Raw genomic sequence first — 18,315 nt, forward strand, 5'->3', positions numbered from 1 at the left:
CCATTTTGTCATTATTTAATGATTAAGCCTGGCGCGAGGGTATCAGGTAAATTTACTTTGTCCGCTTCAACTGAAGCAACAGGGTATGAGCAGTAATCAGCAGCGTAATAGGCGCTTGCTCTGTGATTACCACTGGCACCAATGCCACCAAATGGGGCTGCGCTCGATGCACCTGTGATAGGGCGATTCCAATTAACAATGCCAGCACGAATATGCTTCAAAAAGTGTTGGTAATCATCACTTGAGTCGCTTAACAGGCCTGCTGACAAACCAAACGAGGTATTGTTAGCCTCATCAATGGCACTGTTAAATTCAGTATAACGATAAACTTTAATTAGTGGCCCAAAGTGTTCTTCATCGGGCATGTTTGTAACATTACTTACATCAATGATACCTGGGCTTACAAAGCCAGTGCCTAGTTTTAAGTGCTTAAGCTCAACCAGTGATTTAGCACCCACATCGAGTAGTTGCTGTTGTGCGTTAACCATACCAAGGGCGGCTTTTTCACTGATCATTGCGCCCATAAATGGTTGCTCTTGGGCAAAGCTATCTGCAACTTTAATATTTTTTGTGGTGCTAATGAGTTTGGCTAAAATAGCATCACCGTTTGCTGTGTTTTCAATAAATACACGGCGGGCACAGGTGCAACGTTGTCCTGATGTAATAAAGCTTGATTGAATAATATCGTGCACCGCAGCGTTAATATCGGCGACACCTTTGATAATAAGCGGATTATTGCCGCCCATTTCAAGCGCGAGAATTTTTCCTGGATGCCCTGCAAATTGCTTATGCAGCAGATGGCCTGTATTTGAACTGCCAGTAAAAAATAAGCCATCAATATCTTGGTGGCTGGCAAGCGCAATGCCCGTTTCAACCTCACCTTGAATGAGGTTGATCACACCTGCAGGTAAACCTGCTTTTAGCCACAACTCCAGCGTGAACTGCGCAACATGTGGCGTTAGTTCAGAGGGTTTAAATACCACGGTATTCCCCGCCAATATTGCAGGTACTATGTGACCGTTTGGTAGATGACCCGGGAAGTTATAAGGGCCAAATATTGCGACAACACCATGCGGCTTATGGCGAATAAACGCTTTGGCGCCAGGCATTGGGTTTTCAGTGGTGCCGGTGCGTTCATTGTGGGCTTTAATTGAAATAGCCACTTTACCGGTCATTGCACCCACTTCTGTACGTGTTTCCCACAGTGGTTTACCGGTTTCACGTGCGATAATACTCGCAAACTCTTCGCTGTGCTCTTTTAACTGAGCAACAAAGTTTTCTAGCACGGTAATGCGATCACTAATAGACGTTTGTGCCCAATCAAATTGCGCTTTACGTGCTGCTGTAATAGCCTCATTTACTTGCTCTTTACTGGCAGTTTTACCTTGCCAAATCGTTTCACCATTACTTGGGTTAACTGATGTAAAGGCGTGACCAAGGCCGCTTTGCCATTGGTTATTAATAAGTTGAGTTGTTGTACTCATAAGATGATTCCTTAAGAAAGTTACAGACGAAAGAATCGTGCTGCATCCCCTTGCTGTAATTTAAGTGCGTGGGCGACCTCTTGGCTGATTATCAAGGTATGCTTGGCATGATTGTAATGTGCGTGTTTGGTAAATGTGGCTCTAAAATCGCTGACGCCTTGATTACATATTGCCAAAGTATCTGAGCTTTGTTCGTCAACGTAATCGAGCTCACCAATAGAAATAGGGCATACGAGTGATTCACGAACACTTCGAATATTGCCAAGTTTGGCTTCGACAGTTGGCCCTGCATCAAATAAATCAACGTAGCCACGGTGCTCAAAGCCTTCTTTTTCGAGTAGTTTGAGTGCCGGTTTAGTTTTGTCATGCACTTTACCAATTACGGCTTGCGCTTTTTTACTCAATAGATTGGCGTAAATTGGGTATTTTGGCATCAACTCACTGATAAACACTTTATCGCCTAACCCGACAAGGTGATCAGCTTGTGGAAATTCGATACTAAAAAAGTGCTCTTCTAACCATTGCCAAAAAGGAGAGTGGCCATGTTCGTCGCTCACACCACGCATTTCTGCGATGATGGTATCGGCAAAACGCTCACTGTGCTGGGCCATAAACAAAAACCGTGAGCGTGATAAGAAACGTCCGGTTAGCCCTTTACGGCTAGCTTCACGTAAAAACAATGTGCATATTTCAGAACAACCAGTGTAATCATTACACATGCTTAAAATATCAACTGTGTTGTATACGTTTAAAGTGCGTGAGTGGTGAACGGTTTTACCAAGGTGATAATGATACAAAGGAACATTAAGGCCAACAGCCGCTTCAATAGCGGTTGTGCCAACTACCTCACCCGTCTCACTATCTTCTAAAACAAATAAATAGCTTTCATCTTGAGGTTGATTAATGTTTTTCGCAAAGCTGCGTTCAGCGCGCTCAATTTTATCAAGTAATAGGGCATCATTAACAGGTAAGGAAGTAAAGCCATGACCAGATTCAATGGCTATTTGCTTGAGTGCATCAAAGTCTGTGGCTGTAATAGGACGTAATACGTGCATTTAAAAGAGCTCCATTAGCGCCCAGCGAGGGCGCTAAATTAGATTAACCGTTTATAACATCCGCAACTGCTTTTTCAAAGCGTGTTAAGCCTTCTTTAATGTCTTCAATTGGGATCACTAATGAAGGTGTAAAGCGAATTACATTGGTTCCTGCAACTAAGCTCATTAAGCCGTGTTTGGTACTGGCAACTAAAAAGTCTCGCGCACGCCCTTCAAATTTGCTGTTAAGTACTGCACCTAATAATAGGCCTTTACCGCGCACTTCACTAAATACGTCGTATTTTGCGTTGATCGCTGCAAAACCATCACGGAAAAGCTGTTCGCGCTGTTTAACGCCGCTTAGCACTTGTTCGGTATTCACTGTATCAAATGCCGCTTCCGCCACTGCACACGCTAACGGGTTACCACCATAGGTTGAACCATGTGTGCCCACTTTAAGATGTGCGGCAATATTAGTCGTGGTGATCATCGCAGCAATAGGGAAACCGCCCCCCAGCGCTTTTGCTGTTGTTAAAATATCTGGTGTCACGCCTAATTCTTGGTATGCATACAGTGAACCTGTACGGCCTACACCCGTTTGCACTTCATCAAAAATAAGCAACGCATTGTGTTTATCACATAAAGCACGCACGCCTTTGATAAAGTCATTACTTGCAGAGATAATACCGCCTTCACCTTGCAGAGGTTCCATCATGACGGCACAAGTTTTATCGCTGATCAGTGCTTCAAAAGCAGCTAAATCATTGTAGTCACAATGATCAATTGCGGCCGGTTTAGGACCAAAACCATCAGAGTAGGCTGCTTGTCCACCTACTGTTACCGTAAAGAATGTACGACCATGAAAGCTTTTATTAAATGCGATGATTTGGCTTTTATCAGTATCATGTACATCCAATGCGAAACGGCGCGCTAGTTTAAGTGCCGCTTCGTTTGCCTCTGCTCCAGAGTTGGCAAAGTAAACTTTGTCTGCAAATGTTGCGTCGGTGATTTTTTTAGCTAATCGAAGTGCTGGCTCATTAGTCATCACATTTGATAAATGCCAAATTTTGTCGCCTTGCTCTTTAAGTGCGTCCACAAGTGCGGGGTGACAATGACCTAAACAGTTAACTGCAATTCCCCCTGCAAAATCGATATATTCTTTGTCGTTTTGATCCCATACGCGAGAGCCTTGACCACGCACAGGGATCACCTCTGATGGATTATAGTTTGGCACCATTACGCTGTTGAATAATTCTCTTGTTACTTGCATTTGTTACACCTAAATCTGGCTTGAAGTGAAAAATAAATTGCATCTAATGGGTGAATCAAGCCGTTATTACCCTGCAATGGTGTGCTCTAATAATTTTTTTTATTTACTACTGCTATTATCTGAGTTCAAAGCTTAAATTTGCAGTGCTATTTTGTGAAAAGTGATTAAAATAAAATACAAAATGACGAGGTTAATACTCAATATGATAACTACACAAGACGAAAAGCTACTTTCTATACTACGCACTAACGCCAGAGCGAGTATTTCAGATCTTGCCAGAGCACTTAATTTATCACGCTCGACGGTACAAAGTAGAATGTTAAAGCTAGAAGAGACAGGGGTAATAAAGGGCTACAGTGTTGACTATGGTGATGCGTATTTAAGCGCGATGGTATCGGCCCATGTATCAATAAAGGTAAAGCAAAAGCTAACCACTAAAACTAACCTTGAACTCAAGCAGATTGATGCTATTACTCAGTTGTTTGCTATCAGTGGTGAGTTTGATTTAATAGCCGTTGTGCAAGCACAAAATTTAGAAAAGCTCAGCCATTTACTCGACGATATTGGTAACTTAGATGGCGTTGAACGTACAACGTCTTCTGTTATTCTTGAAACAAAATTTAAACGCTAAGTTGACGATCAATACAGAATGTCATACTTTTTATTGTGACTAAACAGTATTTACCCGCTACACTTACTACTAGCACAGGGTTTTCTTACTCGTTAATGTAATTATGATACCGAACTTTATTAGCGTTTTTATTTTATTTATGTTTTTATCGCGTTTACACGGGTAATAAATCATAATTAAGAATGTTCAGTTACTTGAATGCAGGATCCCCATGGAAGAAAACTTATTAAACTCACTAATTAAAATAACTAAAAATCGTGATGTAGATTCATTAGAATATAGCTTGATCACGACGATCCAGGAATTTGTTGGTTGCACAGAAATTGTGGTTTATAAGGATTTAGACGTGCAATGTGATTTAACAATTGAGCGCAGTATATCGTTAAGAGTTGTTAATGGTAATCAGTTTGAATGGGCGCAACGCAAAGTGGTTGACTCACCAGAATCTGAGCTGTTGTCATGTTTGCGCTCAGCGTGCATTATTACTGTGCAGTCCGCAGATGGTATTGAGAAGCGTTGGTTACCAATATCTTTACAAGATAAGCCGATAGGCGCTATTGCCGTTGTATGCAAAGGTTTAGAAAGTGCGGATCAGGTGTTGTTAAATGCCTTTTGCCGTATTTATGAAAACTATTTGTTTATCCTGCATGAAAATGAACGGGATCAATTGACTGGTTTGCTGAATCGGCAAACATTTGATAAAAAAATTAAACAGCTAATTGAAAAGCAAGTAATAAAACAACATAAAACGGTTAAAGCGGATGATAATCGCAAGCGTAGACTTAGTTCAACATCTTGGTTGGCAATGCTTGATATTGATCATTTTAAAAAAATAAATGACAGTTTTGGTCATGTCTGTGGAGATGAAGTTTTACTATTGCTTGCGCAAAAAATGCGGTACTTTCTGCGTTCAACAGATTTGATTTTCCGCTTTGGTGGAGAGGAGTTTGTGGTAGTGTTTGAACCTACCAATTTTGAGTCTATTGAAAAGAAAATGAACGAGTTTATGGATATGATCAGAGAGACTCGCTTTCCATTTGTGACAAATATGACCGTTAGTATAGGTATGTGTCGCATTAGTCCTTACGACTTTCCTATAAATGTATTAGAAAATGCAGATAAGGCACTTTATTACGCGAAGGAAAATGGTCGCAATAGGTTGTGTTTTTATGAGGAGTTAATGGAAAATAATTTGATTGACTCAAATGATAAAAGCACGGATATAGATTTATTTTAATCTGACGCCTTTACTACTTTCTTAATGATGGTTTTTGTTACCTTATCAAGTTTAATTACATAGGCGTTACCGCCAATTCCTTTAAATTCTTCATCGGTGAATACAATGGTATTTTCATCATAGAAAGTAATCGCTTCTTTTTGAGTCACAATCCCTAAATCTATCCGTGATACGTCCCCAGAGAAAAATTTATCACCAGTAAAGTTTTCAAATAACCAAATGCTTGTTGAATCCAATAATACTAATTTTGTACGATCAGGACTCAATGCCGCTGAAGTTATCCAACAGAGCTTTTCCATTGTTGTACAGGTCTTAAATGAATCGATTAATTGCGCATCAAAGTTCGCCGCATGATCGCCAACTTTATATACATTGGTGATCCCATCGAACGGTTCAGTTCGGTTTTTTGTAAACAAATATAAGTGACGACCAAAGGCTACAAATGCTTCAAGATCAAAATTTCGTTTATCTGGAGTGATAGGACTACCGTCGAGTTCTGGGTAAGTGAACTTGATAATTTCAGCCTCGGTGGTATCAGTTTTAATGTCGATGGGATTTTCTATTTTATAAATAGTGAGCCATTTACGTTCTTGATTATTATTACCAAAATCACCTAAAAAGAAGTGTCCAAAATCATTCTGAGTCATATCCTCCCAATCAATATTTTTCGCATTAGTAACTAGGACTTCTTTGGCTATAGAGCCATTTTCGTTGAGGCGATAAAGTTTTGCTTCATTACCGCCATCATTTATTGCCCACAAACGCTTGAATTTATCAAATTCGATCCCCGATATTTCTTTTAGTTTAGGATCAACACTGAGTTTTTTTTTGCTATATAAGGTATAAATTGACATGCTAGTAAGCACAATACTCACTAAAATTGCGAGTGAGATTAACGAAAATAGACTTTTTTTAAGCATGTAAGATGGGGGATTTGATACTAAGTTATTAAGTATTATTATCTATTTTTAGCTAAATTTCCATGGTAATAAAATTATAAATCACTAATCGTTAGGTTTCGAGGTTCCAAACCCCAGTGCCTGTTGCCGCGATATGATTAATATTCCCCTGTAGTACTTTACTGCCAACATTCATAGATGATTGCGGACGACTGACTAAATACCCTTGCACACAGCTGATGCCCATACGTTTTACTAATTCAAATTGGGCTATTTCTTCCACCCCTTCAGCAACGATTTTAAGTCCAAGCTTAGTACCTAATTCACTGATTGAATTTAATATTTTGTTATATTTTGGGTTTTCATTAGCTTGTGTTATGAATAATCTATCAATCTTGATCACGTCAATTGGTAGATCAGCTAAAGTACTTAACGAGCTAAAACCGGTTCCAAAATCATCAATTGCGATAGTGACGCCTTCATTTCGCAATTTTTCTAATGCATTAATGATAGTGTGGCTTGCGGTGATCAATGTTGATTCGGTGATCTCTAACATCAAAGAAGTGGGCGGTAGACCCGTTTTGGCGAGTTTTTTCATAACCCATTCGTGAACGGGGCGATGTTTGAGCTGAATACCTGAGACATTAACTGAGATTTTAACTTTGCGCATACCTGCATTATGCCATGCCGCCATTTGTCGACATGACTCTAGCATTATCCAATCACCTAACTCTAATATAAGGTTTGATTCCTCGGCAATGGGAATAAACTCTACTGGAGAAATAGCCCCTTCAACAGAGTGTTCCCAGCGGACTAACGCTTCGAAGTAATCAATTGCGCAATCTTCAACATGCACTATAGGCTGAAACGATAAATGGAAGTTATGACAGGCAATCGCTAAGCGTAGCTCTTCGAGTAAATAATGATAGCGGCGCATTTTATTACCCATTTCTGGAGAGTAGACTTTAAAAATACCACGTCCATCGGTTTTAGCACGATACATAGCAACATCCGCCATTTGCAACAAAGCATGGGGCGTTGAGGCACTTTCAGGGTAAACTGCAATGCCGACACTGGCACTTATCTTAATCAGTTTATTGCCTAGAACAAAGTCTCGCTCTATTTCGTTTAGCACATGTTGTGCAATATCTAAGCTTTTAGAGGTGTAATCAATGTTATTAATGAAAATAGAGAATTCATCGCCTCCTAAACGCGATAAATTTTGTTCAAGCAAGCTAGTGGGGTTGATATCATTAAGTTTATGATGGCGCAATACGCAGCTAAGGCGTTCAGCCACTTGAATCAATACTTCATCACCAAAACTGTGGCCAAAAGAGTCATTTACTTGCTTAAAGCCATCTAAATCAATAAATAACAAAGCACAGTGAATATTCGTTAATTCAGCACCGTTGAGTTGGCGTTCTAGGTGCTCGATATAAGCGTGACGGTCAATTAACAAGGTCAACTTATCTTGACAAATGCTGGTTTGAGTTTCGCGAGCATAATTGGCTACATGGCTTGTTAATGCATTAATTGCTTGACTTAAACGAGTGACTTCTGTCGCATGCTCAAGTTCAGGAAGGTAAATATTAAATGACTCGATTACTTTTTTTGTTTGTGTATTAAGTTGTTCTATCTGCTGTTTTTCGCGTTTAATGTTTAATTGTTTACCAAAATACCATATTGAAAATAAACCTATTAAAATTAATAAAATAAAGTTTACAGGTGATAAAAGAGTGGCATTGATCAAGGCGGATGTTTGAGCGGTGATAAACTGTGTATCAGTTGCTTTAATTAGTAAGTAATCAGTGCCGTCTTTGTTAACTATGTAGTGACCATTTAATATAGGGTTATACCAAGATGGCATCGTTAGTTGGGTGGCAGTCGCATCAAAAGCGCGAGTGGCAATACTCGATTGTTGTGGGTTGATGGTATTGACTTGCTTCGTCAATAAAATATTCATGCAGTAGCAAAAAATAAATACAGCAATAAAAGCACTGCTGAATAAGCGAAAAAGTTTAGTCATTCCATTGAACCATTTTAATCCAATTATATGAGTTTATTATTAGGTGTTCTATCGTTTTATCAGTATATAGTTTGCTATGCTAACTGACAAATATTTCTTTAAATAGTCTTATATGGGAACCTTTTTCTGTTAAGTGTTATTTTATCAGTGTTTTTGAATGCTTATTTAATTCAATTATTAAATAAATTCACTTTACCAAAGTCTATTTGTTAACTACTTTAAAGGTCATAATTTAGGCAGTGATTAACTTGGTTTAGTTCTTGCTGTCATTTAGTTGGTAATTATAAAGCGAGTGTTTTTGCTTTATTTGCATGAGTTTGGTGCAAAATTTATTTAATTGCACTGTCATAAAGCATTAATATAACTTTGTTTAACTTGAGCGTGTTTTTGTGGTTACTTTTACCGCAGTATGTTTGATTCTATGCTAGGTAGAGTGTATGCCACTGTTTTATAAGAAAAATCATGTTAAAGCGTAGTATGTCAATCAAACACACTGCTTTAAGGTTGAAAATTTCACTTTGAAAGGCCAACACGCCCTAATAATATATTTTACAGCCCCGCGTATGTTGAGTAGTTGAACGCACTTCTGTGGCAAGGATTAATTAACCTTAAGGTTTAGTTTGGAGCCCACTATGTTAAGTAAACGATTTTTTAAAACTAAAAATGAAGCTGAAGTTACATTTGAATTTCAGCATCCTCAGGCAGAGCAAGTTCAGTTAGTTGCTGAATTTACTGGTTGGCAACCTGTAGCGATGAAGTTTAATAAAAAAGAGCAATGTTTTAAGTTAAAACAGCGCTTACCGAATGATCAACAGTTTCATTTTCGATATTTAGTTAATGGCACTATTTGGGATAATGACCATCATGCAGATGGATACATAGCAAACAGCTTTGGTACAGAAAATAGCATAGTCAATACGCAACGTATTTAAGGCGTGGTAAATGGAGTCTCTTTCGCAGCTGTTTTATCTGCATGGTATTGGCTATGAATACACCAAGTATACCGGTGAACATGTGGTTTTTAGCGATGCAACCCGCAGTGCTGCACTCAGTTGTTGCGGTGTTGATGTTACAGATCATGCCCAAATTGCGCATTTAAATATTAGCTTGGATGCTAAGAAGTGGCTGCAAATAGTACCAGAGTGTAGTTTGGTGTGTGCTGAACAACCAGCCGTTAAAGTACGTATTGATAAGCGTATGCTAGGGCAACAATGTACCGTCTCCTGTGCGCAGCTTGATTTACCCAGCATCACTCACCAATTAGCTGATTTACAATGCAGTGGCGATTATTTATTTAATGGTGTCATATATTTAGAGCTTATTTTTCCGCTTCCATTATTGCCAATTGGTTATCATGATGCGCACATTAGCATTGCAGATTTAACATCTGAAACTCAACTGTGGGTGACACCCAAATATAGTTTTCAAGTGACAGATAACAAGCAAAGCGGGCTTTCAATTCAACTTTATAGTTTAAAAAATAATGCAGGATTAGGGATTGGTGATTTTGCCGATTTATTAGCGTTGACCGAGCAAGCAGCAAGTCATAAATTGGATTATATTTTACTCAATCCACTGCATTTATTATTTTCTGAGCAACCAGAGCGAGCAAGTCCTTATAGTCCAAATAATCGCGCGTTATTAAACCCACTCTATATATCGATTGATTTATGCGATGACAGCATTAATAACCCCCATATTAGTGACTATTTACAAAACCGCAATGCGAGGGACTTTAAAAAGCAGATTCAGCAGTCTCAGTATATTAATTACAGTGCAGTGAGTGAATTCAAATACGCAGCCTTTAACTTGCTATACCAGCATTTTTGTATGCATGGGAGTGAGTATCGCAAACAATGCTTTAGTGATTTTTGTAAACAGCATGGCGCGACACTTGCGACCTTAAAAGTTACTGACGACGACTTTGCTTACTATTTGCAATGGCAAGCATATGTGCAATTAAAGTTATGCCAAACTACCGCCCGAGAGCAGGGGATGAGTATTGGATTGATCAATGACTTAGCGGTGGGTTGCGCCGGTGATGGTAGTGAGTTCCTTAATCAGCAATCGTTATTTACCGATTCTGCTTATGTAGGCGCACCGCCTGATCCATGGGCGGAACATGGTCAAAACTGGGGATTGCCAGCACTAAATCCCATCAAGCTCAGTGATAATAACTTTAGCTACTACCGAGCATTGATCCGTGCCAACATGGAAAGCGTCGGTGGTTTGCGTATTGATCATGTTATGGCGATCCGTCGTTTATGGTGGTGTTTTGAGCATCAACAGCAACAAGATGGTTGCTATGTGTATTATCCGTTTGAGCATTTATTAGCGGTACTGACAATAGAATCCCATTTGAATCAATGCATTGTCATTGGTGAAGATCTTGGGGTCGTTCCACCAGAGGTGAAAGCTGCATTGGCGGATAAAGCAATATTTTCAAATGGCTTATTCTATTTTGAAAAAGATTTTCATGGTGAGTTTTTAGCGGCCCAGTCATTTGCAGCACAATCATTATTAATGGTTGCAAATCATGATGTACCGCCTTTTTTTGGTTGGTGGCAAGGGCTTGATCTTACCTTGAAACTAGAATATCAATTAGTTGATGAACAGCAATTAATTCAACTGCGTGCAGACCGAGATATTGAAAAACAACGACTACTGCGTTTTTTGTCGGGATGTGCAGCGCACACTTTGCTTATGGACAGTGCAGCAAGTGATGTTTATCAGGCGCTGACATTAGGCTTGGCCGCAGCACCAGCGCGCTTATTTACTATTCAGCTCGATGATCTAGATGAGCAAACGTTACCTGTAAACATTCCTGGAACAGATCAAGAATACCCGAATTGGCGTCGGGTATTAACGCATTCAAGTGAACAAATCTTAACATGTCACAGTGCATTGCTCAGTGCTATTAATTCTATAAGGACTAATTAAATGAACAGTATTGTTCGTAAAACCGCAAAGTCACAGCACTATGATCAACAAGTTAATGCGTTAAAGCGTGGCTGCTTTAAAGACCCATTTAGTTTTTTAGGGTTACATGCAATTTCAGATACCCACAGTGAGATCCGCTGTTACATGCCTGGCGCCACAAATTTAAGTATAAAACTGGCAAAGCAAACGCTTAGTTGTACACGTTATCCTGACTCTGATTTATTTATTTTACAACTGAGTAATAAGGCTATCTCGGCATATAAATTAGTGGTTGATTACAGCGACTGCCAGGTTACCTGTGAAGATGTTTATCGCTTTGAAAGTAGCCTTGATAACAGCGCCATGTATTTGTTTAACGAAGGCACATTAGAGCATGCATATCGCCATCTTGGTGCCCACTTTATTGATTTTAGAGGTGTTGCAGGTGTACGTTTTAGTGTTTGGGCACCTAATGCTAGCAGTGTTTCCGTTATTGGTGAGTTTAATCACTGGCAGCAAAACCAGCACTTTATGCGTTTGAATCCGGCTTCGGGGGTCTGGGATTTGTTTATTCCAGAGCTTAAAGAAGGTCAGTGTTATAAGTTTTCGATAACAACAGTCAGTGGTGAAGTGCTCGAAAAGGCTGACCCCTTTGCATTTAAAATGCAGCAAGCGCCGGGCACGGCTTCTGTTCTTCAAAGGCGCCCAGCTGCAATTAAACTAACGGATAAAATGCAATGTCAGCGTGTTAAACGCAACGCGATTGATGCACCTATTTCTATCTATGAAGTGCATTTAGGTTCGTGGCAGCGAGAAGAGGGAGATCGTTACTTAACTTATCAAGAACTAGCACAGCGATTAATTAGTTATGTCACTGAACAAGGCTTTACGCATATCCAACTTATGCCGATCAGTGAATTTCCATATGATGGTTCGTGGGGGTATCAGCCAGTTGGCTTATTTGCTCCTACGAGTCGTTTTGGTGGTTTGGATGATTTTCGTTATTTTGTAGAGCAATGCCACCGAGCTGACATTGGTTTACTTATTGATTGGGTTCCAGGCCACTTTCCAAGTGATCCGCATGGCTTACATCGTTTTGATGGTACACATTTATTTGAACATGCTGATGTGCGTCAAGGTTTCCATCCAGATTGGAATACCTATATCTATAACTATGATCGCCCAGAGGTTCGTAGCTTTTTAGTTGCTAATGCAATGTATTGGTTAGAAGAATTTGCCATTGATGGGCTACGCGTCGATGCGGTAGCCTCAATGCTGTACCTTGATTACAGTCGTGAAAATGGGCAGTGGATCCCCAATAAGTATGGAGGACGTGAGAACCTCGGTGCTATTGAGTGTTTAAAGCAAGTTAACTTACGTTGTTATGCTAATAACCCCGGCATTATGATGGTGGCTGAAGAGTCAACGGCGTGGCCTGGTGTTACCCGTCAGGTGAATCATGATGGCTTAGGGTTTGGCTACAAGTGGAATATGGGCTGGATGAACGACAGCCTTCATTACATGCAACGCGACCCTTTGTATCGTCAACATCATCATCACGAATTAACGTTTTCGATGGTATATGCTTACAGTGAAAATTATATTTTACCTTTGAGCCATGATGAAGTGGTGCATGGTAAAGGCTCATTAATTGAAAAAATGCCGGGTGATGATTGGCAAAAATTTGCAAATTTACGCGCGTACTATGCATTTATGTGGGCACATCCAGGCAAAAAATTACTATTTATGGGCAGTGAGATTGCCCAGCGTAGTGAGTGGGATCATGATCAATCAATTGATTGGCATTTGCTTGAGCATCTATCGCATCAAGGTGTACAACGAACTATCGCGCAGCTCAATAAAGTATATCGTGATGTGCCAGCTTTACATCAGCTAGATACTGAACCGTCAGGTTTTAGTTGGATTGATAATCAAAATGCCCAACAGAGTATTTTTAGTTTTATTCGCTTTGCTAAGAAAGCCAGTGATTATGTAGTGGTGATAAGTAACCTCACGCCAACGGTTTATCATGATTATTATATTGGTGTGCCAAACTCAGGTGAATTTGAAGTCATTTTAAATACCGATGACGAACAGCTATTTGGTTCTGGAGTACAAGTGTGTGGGCAATCAGCTAAACCAACCAGTACGGCAACTCCGTGCCACGGGCATCAACATAGTATTAAACTCTCACTGCCAGCGCTTGCTACGGTTTATTTAAGAAGGGTCGCTGATGAGTTTATCGATTGAATTAAATAAAGGGCAAACTTTTCCTCTGGGAGCCAGTGTACTGACAAACGGTGTAAATTTTGCCGTTTATGCACCATTGGCGAAACAGCTGTATGTGTGTTTATTTGATGCCAGTGGTCATACCGAAGTTTTAAAGTTAGCAATGAATAATAATGAAGGGGGGATATGGAGTTTGCATATAACCCCACTTGCTGTGGGTACGCTATATGGTTATCGCGCAGAAGGAGAATATCAACCTAAAAAAGGGGTGTTTTTTAATAGCCAAAAATTGTTAATTGACCCCTATGCAAAAGATTTATTTGGCGAGTTTACTTGGAGTGAACGCCACTACGGGCAAATGCCAAAAGGTACTGTGAGTGCGGTCAATAACGCTATTGATATCCCTAAATCTAAAGTTACTCAGTTGCAGCCTTATCAAGGTAAAAAACCGGACCATAGCTGGGGGAAAACAGTTATTTATGAATGCCACGTTAAAGGTGCCACAGCACGACATCCCTCTATTCCAAGTCAGCTACAAGGTACATATTTGGGCTTGAGTCATCCCAGCTTTATAGAGCATTTACGTACACTTGGTATAACCACTTTAGAATTATTACCGGTACATAGTTTTATTAGTGAACAGTTTTTAACCGCGAAAGGTCTGCAAAACTACTGGGGTTACAATACATTAAATTTTTTTACACCAAATAAAGATTACTTAGTAACTGATGAAATTGGCGAATTTCAGCAAATGGTTACTAAACTACATCAAGCGGGTATCGAAGTGATTCTAGATGTGGTTTATAACCACACCGCAGAGGCTGGCAGCGATGGCCCAGTGTTATCTTGGCGCGGTTTAAATAATCCAGGCTACTACCGCAGTATTAACGATAATCCTGAAGTGTATATCAATGACACTGGGTGTGGTAATACCTTAAATATAGACGACCCATTTAGTTTGAAAATGGTACTCGATAGCCTACGTTATTGGGTAGAAATAATGGGGGTTGATGGTTTTAGGTTTGATTTAGCAACCATTCTTGGGCGTACGCCGCATGGCTTTAGTCAAACCCATAGTTTTTTACAAGCAATCAATCAAGATCCTGTGTTAAGTCAAGTGAAATTAATTGCTGAGCCCTGGGACATAGGCCCTGGTGGTTATCAATTGGGAGCATTTCCAGCGCCTTGGCGTGAGTGGAATGATAAATACCGTGATGTTGTTAGGCGTTTTTGGCAAGGACAGCACAATATGCTGGCTGATCTTGCTAAACGTTTACATGGCTCTTTTGATTTGTTTGATCATAATCACCGTGGGCCATTGAATAGTATTAATTTTATAACCAGTCATGATGGTTTTACTCTAACAGATTTAGTGAGTTACGAACAAAAGCATAACGAAGCAAATGGTGAACAAAACCGCGATGGTCACAGTGCCAATTATTCGTTCAATTGTGGTATTGAAGGCTTTACTGATGATCTAAACGTGACCTCCATAAGGTTGCAACAACAAAAAAACTTTTTAATTACCTTACTACTTTCCAAAGGGGTGCCTATGCTGTCATCAGGCAGTGAAATGGGGCACTCGCAAGGTGGAAATAATAATGCGTATTGTCAGAATAACCGCACCAGTTGGCTGGCATGGAAAGACTCGCAGCGTAGCCACAGCCTCATTCGTTTTATTGATGATGTATTGACCTTACGAAAGCAGCACTGTGTATTTGAACACTGTGTATTTTTACATGATAGCGATAAGCGGTTCAGTGTTGATTGGTATACCGAGCAAAGCCAAGTTATGCAAGAAAGTGACTGGCATGATGGCTCAAAACAGTTTTTGATGTATAGCTTAAGAGATACACAATTAAATACGGTATTACTCATTATTTTGAACGCCAGTAATGTGGCGGTTAAATGTCAACTACCTGCTAATAACAATTTATCGGTATGGCGTTTAGCGCTTAGCAGTGTTGAGCATGCAATAGTTAAAAATACCGAGCAATTCGAGGTTGCTGCACAAAGCAGCTGGGTTTTTACAGCCAATTTAGAGGACGAATGTAATGGCTAATAATGGTGAACAAATGTGTGTTGCTAAAGGTTGGCAAGATGCCCCTTTGATAGATAAAAGTACGCTTGAAGATGATTTATCACGCCATTTCTATTATACCCTTGGGCGCGATAAAGTCGGCAAGTCTCAACTGTATTTGTACAACGCATTAGCGTTGACAATTCGCGATCGATTAGTCGCCCGTTGTCGAGCGACAAAACAGCAAATGCATAGTGAAAAACGTCGTAAAGCAGCTTATATATCACTTGAGTTTTTAATGGGCCGAGCACTAGGTAATGCCATTTTAAATTTAGACTTAGACGAGCAAGTTAAACTTGCACTTACTAATTATTGCGCTCACATTGAGCATGTTGCACAAGCAGAGCATGACGCAGGATTAGGTAATGGTGGTTTAGGTCGCTTGGCTGCGTGTTTTTTAGATAGTTGTGCGAGTTTAGCGTTACCTGTAATAGGGTATGGTATTCGTTATGAATACGGCATGTTTAATCAGTCAATTGAAAATGGCCATCAAATAGAGCAGCCTGATAATTGGTTACGTGAAGGCCACCCGTGGGAGCTGAGCGCACCAGAGCAAGCCAAGCGTGTTAAGTTTTTTGGCCATGTTGAAAGTTATACTGATAAGAACGGACGCATTCATCGCCAGTGGCTAGATACTGAAGATGTATTAGCTGTCCCTTACGATGTACCTATTCCAGGCTATAAAAATGACATAGTTAACACCCTCAGACTCTGGAAATCAGAAGCCACTGATGAGTTTGATTTAGGTGAGTTTAACGCCGGTAGTTACTCAGAAGCCGTCGCGCATAAAAACCTTGCCGAACAAATTACCATGGTCCTTTATCCTAATGACAGCAGCGAAAATGGCAAAGAACTACGTTTAAGGCAGCAATACTTTTTATCGTCGGCGAGCTTACAAGATATTGTTGCTCTATGGGTATCACAGCATGGTGAAAGCTTTAGTGATTTTGCTGATTTTCATGTTTTTCAACTTAATGATACCCACCCAAGTATTGCTGTTGCAGAGTTAATGCGATTGCTGATTGATGATTATGACTTAGATTGGGATGCGGCATGGCAGATCACCACAAAAACCATGGCGTATACCAATCACACGCTGCTTCCAGAAGCGCTAGAAAAATGGTCTGTATCGTTATTTGCGCGTTTATTACCGCGTATTCTTGAGATAATTTATGAAATAAATGCGCGTTTTCTTGCTCAAGTTGCGTTGGCGTGGCCGGGTGATGTTGCGAAACAACAAGCATTGTCTTTAATTGAGGAAGGCTCAGAGCCACAAGTACGGATGGCGTACTTAGCGATTGTCGGCAGCTTTTCCGTTAATGGCGTAGCTGCATTGCATACAGAATTACTTAAAGAAGGTTTGTTTAAAACTTTTTATGAATTGTGGCCTGAAAAATTCAACAATAAAACCAATGGGGTAACGCCAAGACGGTGGATAGCTCATTGTAATCCCAAACTCACCCAGTTGATTAGTGAGAAAATTGGTCAAGATTGGGTGGGAGATTTTGCGCAAATTAGCCAGCTGCGTCGCTATTATGATGATGTTAAATTCCATAAACAATGGCAAAGCGTCAAACTTGAAAACAAACAACGCTTAGTTGATTTAGTCAAAGCGCGTTGTGGTGTTGAATTTGACACTAGCATGTTATTTGATGTGCAAGTTAAACGAATTCATGAGTATAAACGCCAATTACTGAATGTGTTACACATTATTCACCTGTATGACCGTATTCGTCGTGGCGATACTGCCAATTTAGTGCCACGCTGTGTATTACTAGGAGGAAAAGCTGCACCGGGGTATTACATGGCTAAACGCATTATTAAACTAATTAATAATGTTGCTGATGTGATCAATAAAGATCCGCTCGCTCAGCCTTATTTACGCGTGGCATTTTTACCAAATTATAATGTTACAGCAATGGAAACTATTTGCCCTGCAACGGACTTATCAGAACAAATTTCAACCGCAGGTAAAGAAGCATCTGGCACCGGAAATATGAAGTTTATGATGAATGGTGCGCTGACGATTGGCACTTTAGATGGTGCAAATATAGAGATCCGCGATGCAGTAGGGGCTGATAACTTTTTCTTATTCGGCGCACAAGCTGAACTAATTGAGGGGATCAAACAAAGCTATAACCCATTACATATTATTCATAATACGGCTGACTTACTGAGTGTTATGCAATTACTTGAAAGTGGGCACTTTAATTTATTCGAACCGGGTTTATTTGACGATATTATTGGTGCAATCAAAAGCCCACATGATCCTTGGTTGGTTGCCCACGATTTTGATAGCTTTGTACAAGCACAAAAGGCGGTTGAACACGCTTATCAAAATCAACAACATTGGACGCAGATGAGTATTTTAAATACCGCAGCCAGTGGTACTTTTTCAAGTGATAGAACGATCAGCCAATACAGTGAAGATATTTGGCATTTGGAAGCATTAACAACATCTAGTTCGGCCGACACAGCCTCAAGCAATAGCAAAGATTAATAGGGA

The 18,315-nt window shown here is 40.0% G+C and carries 12 protein-coding genes; 7 read left to right on the top strand and 5 right to left on the bottom strand.

Annotation, left to right across the window (positions count from 1 at the left end; translation table 11 throughout):
• Nucleotides 1-11: 11 nt before the first annotated feature.
• Genes astD through J7338_RS14295 form a run of 3 tightly spaced genes read right to left on the bottom strand, consistent with a single transcriptional unit; the run spans nt 12 to nt 3,788 of the window.
• The gene (gene astD / locus J7338_RS14285) at nt 12-1,484 is read right to left on the bottom strand and encodes a succinylglutamate-semialdehyde dehydrogenase (protein ID WP_210797681.1); all 1,473 of its coding nucleotides are present in this window, start codon (nt 1,482-1,484) and stop codon (nt 12-14) included.
• Between the two features lie 20 nt (nt 1,485-1,504).
• The gene (gene astA, locus J7338_RS14290) at nt 1,505-2,539 is read right to left on the bottom strand and encodes an arginine N-succinyltransferase (protein ID WP_210797682.1); all 1,035 of its coding nucleotides are present in this window, start codon (nt 2,537-2,539) and stop codon (nt 1,505-1,507) included.
• A 43-nt stretch (nt 2,540-2,582) separates the two neighbouring features.
• Entirely contained in the window at nt 2,583-3,788 is a 1,206-nt protein-coding gene (locus J7338_RS14295; protein ID WP_210797683.1) for an aspartate aminotransferase family protein, read from the bottom strand.
• A 202-nt stretch (nt 3,789-3,990) separates the two neighbouring features.
• Here J7338_RS14295 and J7338_RS14300 point away from each other — a divergent pair, with 202 nt between their 5' ends.
• Both J7338_RS14300 and J7338_RS14305 read left to right on the top strand, forming a co-directional pair.
• Nucleotides 3,991-4,419, top strand: coding sequence for an Lrp/AsnC family transcriptional regulator (locus tag J7338_RS14300; RefSeq protein ID WP_210797684.1), 429 nt, complete (start codon nt 3,991-3,993; stop codon nt 4,417-4,419).
• Nucleotides 4,420-4,630: 211 nt separating this feature from the next.
• Nucleotides 4,631-5,656, top strand: coding sequence for a GGDEF domain-containing protein (locus tag J7338_RS14305; RefSeq protein ID WP_210797685.1), 1,026 nt, complete (start codon nt 4,631-4,633; stop codon nt 5,654-5,656).
• Here the strand turns inward: J7338_RS14305 and J7338_RS14310 are convergent.
• Both J7338_RS14310 and J7338_RS14315 read right to left on the bottom strand, forming a co-directional pair.
• Entirely contained in the window at nt 5,653-6,576 is a 924-nt protein-coding gene (locus J7338_RS14310; RefSeq protein ID WP_210797686.1) for a hypothetical protein, read from the bottom strand. The genes J7338_RS14305 and J7338_RS14310 overlap by 4 nt on opposite strands.
• A gap of 91 nt (nt 6,577-6,667) precedes the next feature.
• The gene (locus J7338_RS14315; RefSeq protein ID WP_210797687.1) at nt 6,668-8,581 is read right to left on the bottom strand and encodes a putative bifunctional diguanylate cyclase/phosphodiesterase; all 1,914 of its coding nucleotides are present in this window, start codon (nt 8,579-8,581) and stop codon (nt 6,668-6,670) included.
• 632 nt (nt 8,582-9,213) lie between these two features.
• Between J7338_RS14315 and J7338_RS14320 the strand changes: the two genes are divergently transcribed.
• Genes J7338_RS14320 through J7338_RS14340 form a run of 5 tightly spaced genes read left to right on the top strand, consistent with a single transcriptional unit; the run spans nt 9,214 to nt 18,309 of the window.
• Nucleotides 9,214-9,513, top strand: a complete 300-nt coding sequence (locus tag J7338_RS14320) for an isoamylase early set domain-containing protein (protein WP_210797688.1) — start codon at nt 9,214-9,216, stop codon at nt 9,511-9,513.
• A 10-nt stretch (nt 9,514-9,523) separates the two neighbouring features.
• A complete protein-coding gene (gene malQ / locus J7338_RS14325) occupies nt 9,524-11,521 on the top strand; it encodes a 4-alpha-glucanotransferase (RefSeq protein ID WP_210797689.1) in 1,998 nt (665 codons plus the stop codon).
• Nucleotides 11,522-13,750 (top strand): 1,4-alpha-glucan branching protein GlgB, encoded by a 2,229-nt coding sequence (glgB, locus tag J7338_RS14330; RefSeq protein ID WP_210797690.1) that lies wholly within the window; start codon nt 11,522-11,524, stop codon nt 13,748-13,750.
• Complete coding sequence (gene glgX, locus J7338_RS14335) at nt 13,734-15,791, top strand: glycogen debranching protein GlgX (protein ID WP_210797691.1); 2,058 nt, start codon at nt 13,734-13,736, stop codon at nt 15,789-15,791. Before glgB ends, glgX begins: the two co-directional genes overlap by 17 nt.
• Nucleotides 15,784-18,309 carry a glycogen/starch/alpha-glucan phosphorylase gene (locus tag J7338_RS14340; RefSeq protein WP_210797692.1) on the top strand — a complete coding sequence of 842 codons (2,526 nt, stop codon included), beginning with the start codon at nt 15,784-15,786 and terminating at the stop codon, nt 18,307-18,309. Before glgX ends, J7338_RS14340 begins: the two co-directional genes overlap by 8 nt.
• The last annotated feature ends 6 nt before the right edge of the window (nt 18,310-18,315 follow it).

It is taken from the genome of Pseudoalteromonas ostreae (genome assembly GCF_018069805.1).
GTDB classification, from domain to species: Bacteria; Pseudomonadota; Gammaproteobacteria; order Enterobacterales; family Alteromonadaceae; genus Pseudoalteromonas; species Pseudoalteromonas ostreae.